This window comes from Parabacteroides sp. 52 (assembly GCF_010500925.1).
GTDB lineage: Bacteria > Bacteroidota > Bacteroidia > Bacteroidales > Tannerellaceae > QVMG01.
This window is the reverse complement of record NZ_QVMG01000001.1, coordinates 278924-290778: the sequence shown is the minus strand read 5'-3', so window position 1 is coordinate 290778 and position 11855 is coordinate 278924. Positions and strand designations below refer to the sequence as shown.

The window sequence follows — 11855 nt, the reverse complement described above, 5'->3', positions numbered from 1 at the left end:
ACAAATAAGGTAAAAAAAAGAATGAAACCATTTCTTTCCTATTTATTCGGCATCGTATGGCTGCTGAGTAGTTGTGAATACCAGATTCATGAAAATTATGTTGACTTAGAGAAACCCTCGAACCCGGTGGAGATGGGGATTGTGTTGAATGCTGAGAATACAGGGGATACCCTGGTTGTTATAGACCGGTATGCACAAATCTTCTATTACCTGGAGACTTCTGGGCTGAAACCGATGGGTTGTCTATTCCGTATAGGTGATCAAACGATTCAACAACCGGGTGGTTCAGGCATTTTGCCTCTTTCTTTGTTTGCTCTTCAGAAGGGCAATTATACTTTGACGTGTGAGATGTATCTGCATACCGGTAGCGGCAGTATTGCAGAAGATATGGGGTATGAGTCTTATATGGGCACTTTTACATGGCCACTGAAGGTTATTGACCCGAATGATTCGGCTCGCCAGTTAAAACATCGGATCAATGCAGCGGGTTATCTGGAGCTTTCCTGGGATAAACCACCCGTAGGTGCTTCTGCTTTTACCCATTATGCATTGTCTGCCTTGAGTGAAAAAGAGGTTATTATAAAAGATATAGAGCAAACATCATTTGTGCATCAGTCCTATATCGGAGGTATGCGTTGGTTCCAGGTGTATGCCTATTTCAATGATGGCAGAGAGCCTTGGCGTTGCGGTGACTTGGTTTTATCGGGAGAAAGCCTGAATCTAGTGATGGATTACAGCCGACAGGATAGTATTCTTATTCATTGGACAAATCCCTACCACACAGTGATAAGTATCAGGGAGGGAGGAACGGATGAGCTTGTAAAGTATTCGCCTGAGCGATCGCTTTGTATTCCTTATCTCCCTTTTGGTACGAAGCAATCTCTTTTGTATTTTCATGTTACGGCAACTGACCCGGAAAATCGGAATGAGGATATGGATATCCATGAGGCTTTGGTTGTAGACCGTAGCCCGGGTACCTGTATCACTCCTGACCAGAATTGGACAAGGACCGGGTATAATCCGCTGTTGAAACAGTTGTATGCCAGTACGCAAGATATAGTGGTAGGATGGTCGGTACCTTCTCTGGAACCAACGGGGGGACAATGTCGTGTCCCTGATTTTATTGTGGGATATGGAGTCTCCCTCTTTTCGGAGAAGATTCTTGTCTGTGAAACTCCAGCTGTGAATATTCTGGATGGGAAGACCTTACAGACAGTCATCCGCATTCCATTTGCTGAAAACCGTACGATTACGGGTGAGCCTGTACTGACGGTTGATGATAAGTTACTCTCTGTTGTTACTTTCCCGATGAAACTTCATGTATACAATGCTGTATTGGGTGATTTGGAATATGCGTTTGAATTACCTGTGCAGCACCATCATACCTGTCAGAGTTTTATTGCACCGAACGGAAAGCTTGTGTATTATGAGCGTGATACGGAAGAGATAGGCGTGTTGACGTTGGATAATTACCTGGTAAACAGAGAATTGGTAATCCCGGTAATGTTTGAATCCTGGTGTGTGAATCCCCTTCATCCGGAACAACTTTTTGTTTATCATCGGGGAAAGCTGACCCAATACGACGGAGTAAAAGGCTCGGTGCTTGGTCGCTGGAATGTCCCGTTGCATATGCGGGTCAGCAATATAGACCCCGAATCAGGATTATTGTTGTTGTACAGTGATGACAAGGCTGTGATCTTTAATCCCCAAAGTGGACAAGAAGTTTATTCCCTGTCTATAAACTCCTGGCCTTGTCAGTTATTGGGTAATACATTAATCTCTGAAAGCGGATATGCACTTTATTTAGGAAAGGAACTGCAACCATGAAACGAATCTTTTTATTGATAAGTCTTTGCCTGGCTACTGCATTTGCCAGCAGGGGACAAGAGTTAACGCTGGAATACAATCTGGGATATGCCACCTTTCGTATGTCGAACCTAAAGGATGTCCTGTCGGAAGTAAATCCTTCGCTGACCCATCTCAAGCTAACGGATAATTTTCCGGCACATTTCACTCATCAGGTGAAGGTGGGGTATTCCTTTAATCCTACCCATCAGGCAGGGATTGCCTTGGATCTGATGAACACCGTTGGGAATAAAGGAGTAGCGGATTATTCGGGTTCTTATCATTTTACACTCCGGACAAAAGGGGTTCGCCTGGGTAGCTTTTACCGGATTTCAATCTTACCCAAGGAGAATCGTTTTCGTCCTTATATGCAACTGACTGCTGGTGTGGTATTCAACAATGGAAAACTGTCGGAGGAATTGAACCTAGAAGGTGTCTTGCAACAAGAAGATCATCTGTCTATGGATGGGCTGAATCTGTTTGTCGAACCGGCCATTGGTTGTCAGGTTCGTTTGTGGGGAAACTTGGCATTCAATATCAATGCCGGGTATGAAATAGATATTACGAAGAAATTAACCGATAAGTCGAACCGTTTTCTGCGGGATATCTATCCCGATTGGAGCGGTTTGCGCATACAAGGTGGTCTATTTTATATTCTCCCCTTATAAATAAATGAAGAAATGATAAAAGAGTTACAATTGCGTCTTCTGCCCGAGCAGGCAGTAAATGAGGATATATTGAAACAGGTCGTTTGTCGGGAAACCGGAGAAATGCTTTCAGGTATCACAGCGGTGCGTGTTTTGAAACGTTCGATTGATGCGCGGCAACGTACGATCTACGTGAACCTGAAGGTGCGTGTCTTTATTCATGAATATCCGACAGAACTGGAATATACACAAGTGGAATATAAAGACGTATCCGATAAAAAAACGGTGGTAGTGGTAGGTGCAGGTCCCGGTGGGTTGTTTGCTGCTCTTCGCTTGATAGAGTTAGGCTTGCGTCCTGTTGTGGTCGAGCGGGGGAAAAATGTCCGGGAAAGGAAGAAGGACATAGCCCTGATTAGCCGGGAACATAGGGTGAATTCTGAATCTAATTATTCTTTTGGCGAAGGAGGTGCTGGTGCTTATTCGGATGGTAAATTATATACCCGGAGTAAAAAGCGGGGATCGGTAGATAAGATATTGCATGTTTTTTGTCAGCATGGGGCAAATACTTCTATTCTCTCCGATGCTCACCCGCATATAGGAACGGATAAACTGCCGCAGGTGATAGAGAATATGCGTGAGCAGATTATACGTTCAGGTGGAGAGGTCTGTTTTGAAACACGCATGGATCGATTGATTATACGAAATAAAGAGGTTTTAGGCATAGAAACAAATACGGGCAGATCAATTTATGGACCGGTTATACTGGCGACTGGTCATTCGGCCCGGGATGTTTATCAATACCTGTATCGGGAACAAATAGCTATCGAAGCAAAAGGCATTGCTGTGGGTGTTCGTCTGGAGCATCCGCAGGAGTTGATCGATCAATTGCAATACCATAGAAAAGAAGGGCGGGGAGAGTTTCTGCCTGCAGCCGAATATAGTTTTGTGACTCAAGCCAATGGGAGGGGTGTTTATTCTTTCTGTATGTGTCCCGGTGGTTTTGTTGTTCCGGCTGCCAGTGGTTCCAATCAAGTCGTTGTAAATGGAATGTCCCCCTCCAATCGGGGCTCCCGTTGGGCTAATGCGGGTATGGTGGTAGAGATCCGCCCGGAAGATTACTCTGAATTAATGAAACAGGAGGAGATATCTGTTTCATCCGACTCTCCGCTAGCCCTTATGGCTTTTCAAGAGCGGATGGAAGAGGTCTGCTGGTTGAATGGAGGAAGAAAACAGATCGCTCCGGCTCAACGTATGAATGACTTTGTGCAGAAAAAGAATTCTTTCGATTTACCGGTATCCTCATATACACCGGGATTGTTAGCATCTCCTTTACATTTCTGGATGCCTTCATTTATAACTTCCCGTCTTCGGGACGGATTCCGTCATTTTGGAAATGCGTCCAAAGGTTTTCTGACGAATGAGGCTGTGATGATTGGTGTGGAGACGCGCACCTCTTCTCCTGTTCGCATATTACGTGATCGGGAAACTTATCAGCATATCTCCTTCAAAGGCTTATACCCTTGTGGCGAAGGTGCCGGATATGCAGGGGGCATCGTATCTGCTGCTATCGATGGGGAAAGGTGTGCGGAGGCTGTGTCTCTTTGGCTTGCGGGTCAATGATTTGATCGTTCTATTCAAACAAAAAGAGGCTGTCCGATGTTTTTTGGACAGCCTCTTTGTTATTTTTAAGGTTCGAATCTTACTTCTTTAAGAATTTAAGGGTTTTGTTTATGCCGTTTTCATTTATGACAAATACATAAATAGCCCCTTTAGGCAAATTCGTTGTAGAGATAAATTCACTGGCACTTTTGATCCGTCCGTTTGCATAGGTGATACCTTGCATATTAATAATTGAATAACGGGCGTTTTCGTAGTTCTCAACAGAAATACCATCTTCGGTAATGGAGAAGTTCGCCGGATCTATAGTGATCGATTCATTATCTGTCACAATACCTTTCAAATTTGAGTACAAATAGGCTGTAGCCATTTTAGTCGCTTCACCCTCTACAATGGGAGAGAAGTCAATGATGATATTTTCTTTTGTCAAAGGAATAGTCGCTTTTACATTCATCACTTTAGTCATCGTAGGCTCTTCTTCATCTTCTGTATCTAAAGCCGAAATATCCAGGTTTATGATATTAATCGGATTATTCCAATCACCTCCGCCGGTGTATGTAAGAATCATTTCCATCGTTTTTACTTTTTCCTCTGCCGTTATTATTCCGCTACCGTCTAAATCTGCAGCCGATTCAAATGTAATGGTTGCATCTTTTGACCAGTTTCCTAAGATAGCATTGAAAATACCATTGGAAGAGAGAATAGAGGAAAGATCCGCTTTTGTATCGGTCAATTTTATGTTTGCTGTTACAAATTCAGTAGCCGACCATGTCCAAGGATCTGTTTTCTTCGTACGGATGGAGTCGGTGGTCGTTTGTAAAAACTTAGAAGTACTTAGGGTTTCAAATTTTTTGCTTTGTTTACGGTATCCTTGCAGAACACCTTCTTCATAGGTGGTGAAAATAATGGAATCGGCAAAAGCAGTTCCGCTTTCACTCAAATATACTTCAGCATCTCCCATCGGAATTTCTTTGATTGAACCTTCTGCCGGTAATCCCACAAGGATAGCTTCCAGTGTACCTTTTGTTTCTGCATTTTTCATATTTAACTTAACCAACAAATTCGGTGTTTCCTCTTCAAGCATGTTCTTCAAAGCATCTTCGATCACCATATTATAATTGAAGATTCCATTGGCATCCTTTGTTTCTGTAAATGAGAAGAGTTTACCTGTTTCAAAAGTTAAGCCTACACTTTTTAATAGATTTTCCAGAGCATCACTGAGTACAAATTCAGCATCCATCTTTTTAATCGGAAGAAGTCCGTCCCCATCTTCCGTTGTAAATGTAAAGATAAAGGCTTTTTCAAAGGTGATAGGAATTAATATTTTAGCAGTAATATCTATATAAATCTTTTCAGGTAAAATGAATTCGACAGCTTGTCCGTTTATTTCGGATGAATAGGTTTTATAATTGTCAAATTTCAATACCGCTTCTTTTAAAATACCATCAGGCATACCTTCTAAAGTAAAAGAACTAATGTCCATCTTTATACTATCCGGTTTGAATGTAAGCGCTGCATTATCAGCCCGTAGTGCACTTTGAGGTACTAAAAAAGGTGAGTTTACAAAATTTTCGATGGAAGGGTTTTTAGCAAAGCCTAAAAAGTCAATACCACTGATTTGTTTTACCTGATCAAATATGACAGGTACTAATTCTTTTGAAAGAATAGTTTTGTCTTTTTCGGTCAATTGTTGTGCCTGCGTTATAGCAGAAGTCATTGTTAGTAAGGCCGTGATGGCTAAACAGATAGGTGTAAATCTTTTTCTCATATTTTCTATGTTTTAGAAATTAACAGCAACAAAGTTATTCTATTAAATAAAAACGCCAACATTTATATCCAATAAATGTCGGCGTTTTTTGTTATTTTAATTGTATGAAAAGCAACAAATGATTAAATTTTCATTTTTCAAGTACATCTGTTACCTTTTGTTCGTAAAAAGAAGAATCTTTCATCTTTTTTGTTACCTCTTGGGTATATCAATTGATTGATCAGATTCTCCCAATAGATGTTGTGAGAAGTAATCAACCATACGCCAGTAAAAGTATTCGTCCATATCGCTGAATCCGTGGCGTTGTTGGGGCAGGATGAGCATGTCAAAACGCTTATTGGCACGAATCAATCCGTTAACGACCCGCATGGTGTTACCCGGATGTACGTTGTTGTCTATGTCTCCATGAACAAGTAATAAATGACCTTTCAATTGTTTGGCCAGTTCGGGATTACTTTTGATACTGTATACAAATGTCGTATCTCCTTTTTCGCTTACCACTTCTTTTACTCCGTGATGTGTTTCACTCCACCAGCGGTTGTATATCTTATTATCATGATTTCCGGCACAAGAAACGCCCACTTTAAAGAAATCCGGATACTGTAATAAAGCAGCAGTCGACATAAAACCGCCTCCTGAATGGCCATGAATGCCTACTCGATGGATATCGATGAATTTATGTTGATCGGCTAACTGAATAATGGCCGCCTTCTGATCCTCTAAGCCGTAATCCCTTAAATTACCATATCCGTAATTATGATACCATTTCGACCGGCTTGGATGGCCCCCGCGGTTTCCGACAGAGATCACGATGAAGCCGGCTTGTGCCAAACGGTCTGTACGCACACTCATACGGGTAAACGGATAACGGGTGGCTTCCACCTGCGGACCCGGATACACATAATCGATCACAGGGTATACCTTGGTTGAGTCAAAATTGAATGGTTTATACATCACACCATACAAATCTGTTACTCCGTCTTTCGCTTTCACTTTAAATGGTTCGGGGAACTGATAACCGGCCGCAAACAGTTGGGAGAAGTCACTCTTTTCCAGTTCCATCACCTTACGGCCTGTATTATCAAGTAGATCAGAGGCAGGAACGGTATTGATGCGTGAGTAGTTATGTACAATATATTGTGCATTATCATCCATATGTACCTCGTGGAAGTAATCACCGGCTGAAACCATTTGTAACCCACTGCCATCCAGATTGACACGGTAGAGGTGTTCGTAATACGGATTCTCCCCTTTTTCCTTTCCGTTGGCCAGGAAGTAAACAACCCGCTTGGCCTCATCTACTTTCACTATCTCATCTACATGCCAGGGGCCTGATGTCAGCCGGTTTTTCAGATTCCCTTTGTCGTCGTACAGGTAAAGATGTGCCCAACCATCGCGTTCACTCCAATGGATAAGTTCTTTTCCTCCATGAAGAGAGGCCAAGGGGCGCACTTCAATATAGGTGTTCATGCGTTCTTCAATAAGAGGACGAATGCTATCTTCCCCTAAGGTGTAAGCACATATATCTACCCGGTGCAGATCCCGACTCAGGCGGGTTAGAAAGAAACGGTCGTTATCTCCCAGCCAATAATTGGCTTGATCTTTCATATCCCGTTGTTTTTGCAGGCGGGGTTGACGAGCCAGTCGGATAGTTTGATCTTTAAAGGCTGAAGTTTTTATCTCTTTGTAACTATCGTTACTCATATCGAACAGATACAGGTATTGGATAGGAGCCTCTTTCTCCCCGGGCATCTGGTATTTATAAGACTCCAACGTAGGGCGGGGACTAGCCAGCGGGTTAATAACCCACAGGTCTTTTACAGCCCGACTGTCTGTTAGGGTGACTGCAAAATGACGGGAGTCGGGCGACCATAGAATGCCTCCGGCATTCCGGCGTTTGCCATTACAAAGTGTGTCTGTATTCAAAAGGCTATAGGGCTGTCCGAAGCCAAAATCCTTGACCCCGGTAGTGGTCAGTTGTATCTCGGTAACGGTACTGTCTTTGTCATCCTTTTTTAATTTTTCGTAGTCCTCACGTGACATACGATAGAGATTCAGATCTTTGGCATAGACCACTATTCTCCCATCCGGAGAAACGGAAGCCCAATCCGGATGTTTGGGATCTTTCTTTTTATCCTGTAACTGGGTAAGCTTTTGGGTAGGATAGTCGTAGGAGAAGAAGAATATTTCTTTTTCTTTCTCTTTCTTTTTATCAGTGCTGTCTTTCTTAGCATCCTGGGTGGATGTGATCTGAAAAGTAAAAGAACGCCCATCTTCTCCGGCTTCCAATTTTTGGATAGGTAATTGTTGAGCTGTATAAGGATCTTTTACAATCTCAGTCAATTGAGCGGCCAACTTATCCAGGTCAAATAGGGGACGTTTTGTTTTGGCTGTGGGATCCACTACGTACCAGGCCTTTCCGTTACTGGTCTTGTATTCGTACCAGAAGTTGTTACCCTTCTTGAACCAATGTGGATCAATTGATGTTGAAAATAACATCGTGGATAGTTTATCACCGGCAAAGCGTTCAGCCTGGGTATAGCCGGGCAATGGATCTGTTGCAGAAACAGTTTGTGCATTTAGAGTATAAGTCCAAAGTATACCTAAAATGCATAGAGATAGAACATGTTTTTTCATGCTTAAATAGTTATGTTGTTAGTATATGTTGTATAGAGTAGGGAAAGTTTTTTCAGAGCCATGGTATATCCCTGCATAAGATCATCTATGACCTCTTTTACTGTTTCTTCTTTCCGTAACAAAGAGGCAACCTGTCCGATCTCCAGTTCCCCTTCTTGCAGGTTTCCTTCAAATATGCCTTTCTTTGCCCGCCCATGTCCCAGAAGCGTACGTAATTCATCCGGAGAAGCACCTCTTTTTTCCGCCTCTTCTACTGCTTCTGCAAAGGGACTTTTAACCAATCGGGTAGGGGCTAGTTGCTTCAACAGCAATTGGGTATCTCCTTCATGCAGGTTTAAACATCGTTGTTTGAAATCGGGATGAGCCGAACTTTCCCGGGTGAGTGCAAAACGGGTACCGATCTGTACTCCTTCGGCTCCCAGGGCGTTCACGGCAGCAATGGCTTCTCCTGTTGCAATACCTCCGGCGGCGATAAGAGGTAAACCGGTCGCCTGACGTACGGCAGGAATCAGGCAAAGTGTGCTTGTCTCTTCCCGTCCGTTATGTCCACCCGCTTCAAAACCTTCGGCAACGATTGCATCTACACCTGCTTCTTCACATTTGAGAGCAAATTTGGAACTGCTGACTACATGAACCACAGTAATGCCTTTTTCTTTTAAATAGGCGGTCCATGTTTTGGGATTTCCTGCCGAGGTGAAAACAATTTTTACATTCTCCTCTATAATAATTTCCATGAGTCGTTCTACCTCTGGATACATCAAAGGGATATTGACTCCGAATGGATGAGGGGTAGCCTTTTGGCATTTCCGGATATGTTCCTGAAGCATTTCAGGATGCATAGAGCCAGCCCCCAAGAGGCCTAAACCTCCTGCATTACTTACTGCCGAAGCTAATTTCCAACCACTGCACCAAACCATACCTCCTTGTATTACGGGGTATTGGATACCAAAAAGATTACATATTCTGTTCATTTATTTACTTAAGATTAAAGTGGACGGCATCAGTTGCAAGGCTTCTTTCCGGTGTTCAGATACATCGTTCCATGTATTATAGCTGATAAGCATAAAGTTATAATCGCTCAACAACTCCGGCATAAGATCTTTTTCCTGTAAAAGAGTTGTGAGAGCAAATTCAATGGCAAAATGGCGGATTTGTTTATCTATATTCTTTTTTCCCGGGGTTGTTGTACTCGAACGATCCAAAATAGCAATTGAACCTTGGGTCGATTTGATTAATGTTCTTGCATATTTAAGCAAGTGCAGGTCTTCTTCTGCATCCAGAATGACAATGATCTGTGTTGCTTTGACAAAATTCCGATTGACAAATACGCCTACAGGCGCATTCGTTTGTTCTATGAACATCTTCGTTTTGTCTTTAAGCAAGGTCGCTGGGAAGAACCAGGATTCTGCTTTGAACCGTTTGAGATAGCGTCCTTGTGCAGAATCACGGAATTGATTGGCAGCAATATCATCGGGAAGGTTACTCCAGGTGATGCCGGCCCCAACCAATAGGAAATCATAGCCTTCATTGTTTACAATATTACAGATCTCTTGTCCGGCATTGTTGGATATCTCATAACGGGTATGGATCTGCATCCCTAATTTCTTTGCCCCATATAAAATAGGACCGAAACTGATTTCTTCGAAATTGTCTGTATGAAGCGGATTTACGTCCGAACCTATGGTGAGGTGCAATGCTGTAACCTCTAACTTTTCATCTCCTTTTGAAAACATCTGATGGGCCACATCGAGCATGACCTGCCCGTTACCGGCACGACCGAATGAGAGTAATACTTTAAAGACCCCTTCCAGATGTTCCAACCGTCTCTGTTCGACAAATTTATCATGGGTACGGAAGCAGAACTTAATGAAAGAGATCAAGGGGGCTGTCATAAAGGTGGTCACCAAGGTCATCAATACTAACATGACGAAGATAGAAGGAGAAAGAATCCCCATTTCGTATCCGATGGTTAATACAACCAGTTCCATCAATCCCCGGGTGTTCATTAATGCGCCGATATATAAACTGTTTTTCCAACTTTCTCCGACAAAACGGGCGGAGAACATAGCTCCACCGAATTTACCCACAATAGCGACTAGGATAAAGACGGCACACATCAACCACAATTCCGGAGTGTTTAACAGTCCGATCTCTGTTCGTAGACCTGTTGACACAAAGAATAACGGGAGAAAAAGGGAGAGGGATACATCTTCCACTTTTTCTGTCATGATCTTCCGGAACTTAATGTTGCTGGGCATAATCACTCCGGCCATAAAAGCACCGAACAATGCGTGTAATCCCAATATCTCTGTCAGATAGGAAGAGGCAATCAGGATAAGAAACATGAAAGCGACCAATCCTTTGTCAATCACTTCTTTGTTATGATATACCTGTCCAATCATGCGAAGGAAGGGACGTACCACCAGAAACATAATGAAGAGATACAAGATAGAGAACAGGATATTGTAAACCGCACTCAACATGCTTCCGGCCTGTGCTATGGCTATCACAACGGCTAACAGGCACCAGGCTGTGATATCTCCGTTGGCGGCACTGGCTAAAGAGATGGTTCCCAGATGGGTTTTGGTCAGTCCCTTTTCCTGGATAATACGCGCCAATACCGGAAAGGCCGTAATACTCATGGCAATGCCTATAAACAAGGCAAATGAAAGGAAAGGAGTACTTTTATCCGCATAATTCTCATAGACAAAGTAGGCCGTCAACATACCCAGGAAGAAAGGCACGATGGTACTGGTATGGCTGATCAGAATGGTCTCTTTTAGTTTTTTTCTTACCTCCGTAATATCGAGCTCCATCCCGATGGCAAACATAAAAAGAATTAATCCGAACTGACTCAATAAGGTGATATTCCCGAGAGACTCCACGGGGAAAATAAAAGAAGACACTTCCGGCAGCCACCGCCCCAATATGGAGGGACCTAAAATGATACCGGCCAGAATCTCCCCGACCACTGTAGGTTGGCCTATTTTCACAAAAAGCCATCCGAAAAAACGGCAACAAAGAAGGATGACTATAATTTGTAATAATAAGATGCTAAAAGGAGATTCAATATGTTCAAGAAGAAGATGGAGGAATATATCAAGACCTTCCGTTAAGTTGGATGGAACATTGTATACGGACGTTATGGCATCGTTCACCTGATGACTTTCTCCTTTCTTGGCGATAATGTACATCAATGAACCAAATACAATAATCATTGACAGATAAAAAGCAATGCTTTTTGTTCCTTTTTTCATCTACGTTTGGTTTCTTGCAAAAATAAGAATTATCCTGTTATTATCAAAGCATACGCTTTTTTCTTTTATCTTTGTCAAATAACC

The 11855-nt window shown here is 42.7% G+C and carries 7 protein-coding genes; 3 read left to right on the top strand and 4 right to left on the bottom strand.

What is annotated here, in order from left to right:
* The first annotated feature begins 21 nt into the window (after window positions 1–21).
* Genes D0T51_RS01195 through D0T51_RS01185 form a run of 3 tightly spaced genes read left to right on the top strand, consistent with a single transcriptional unit; the run spans window position 22 to window position 4112 of the window.
* Window positions 22–1827, top strand: a complete 1806-nt coding sequence (locus D0T51_RS01195) for a hypothetical protein (RefSeq protein ID WP_163724071.1) — start codon at window positions 22–24, stop codon at window positions 1825–1827.
* Window positions 1824–2513, top strand: a complete 690-nt coding sequence (locus D0T51_RS01190) for a hypothetical protein (protein ID WP_163724069.1) — start codon at window positions 1824–1826, stop codon at window positions 2511–2513. Before D0T51_RS01195 ends, D0T51_RS01190 begins: the two co-directional genes overlap by 4 nt.
* Window positions 2514–2525: 12 nt before the next feature.
* Window positions 2526–4112: an NAD(P)/FAD-dependent oxidoreductase gene (locus tag D0T51_RS01185; protein WP_163724067.1), complete on the top strand. Its 1587-nt coding sequence runs from the start codon at window positions 2526–2528 to the stop codon at window positions 4110–4112.
* A 79-nt stretch (window positions 4113–4191) separates the two neighbouring features.
* On the opposite strand, the gene D0T51_RS01180 is transcribed toward D0T51_RS01185, so the two are convergent.
* The 4 genes from D0T51_RS01180 to D0T51_RS01165 all read right to left on the bottom strand — a co-directional run bounded on the left by D0T51_RS01180 (window position 4192) and on the right by D0T51_RS01165 (window position 11771).
* Window positions 4192–5877: a T9SS type A sorting domain-containing protein gene (locus tag D0T51_RS01180; protein ID WP_163724065.1), complete on the bottom strand. Its 1686-nt coding sequence runs from the start codon at window positions 5875–5877 to the stop codon at window positions 4192–4194.
* A 192-nt stretch (window positions 5878–6069) separates the two neighbouring features.
* Window positions 6070–8514 (bottom strand): DPP IV N-terminal domain-containing protein, encoded by a 2445-nt coding sequence (locus tag D0T51_RS01175; protein ID WP_163724063.1) that lies wholly within the window; start codon window positions 8512–8514, stop codon window positions 6070–6072.
* 2 nt (window positions 8515–8516) lie between these two features.
* The gene (locus D0T51_RS01170; protein ID WP_163724061.1) at window positions 8517–9485 is read right to left on the bottom strand and encodes a nitronate monooxygenase family protein; all 969 of its coding nucleotides are present in this window, start codon (window positions 9483–9485) and stop codon (window positions 8517–8519) included.
* A complete protein-coding gene (locus D0T51_RS01165; RefSeq protein WP_163724058.1) occupies window positions 9486–11771 on the bottom strand; it encodes a cation:proton antiporter in 2286 nt (761 codons plus the stop codon).
* Window positions 11772–11855: the final 84 nt, after the last annotated feature.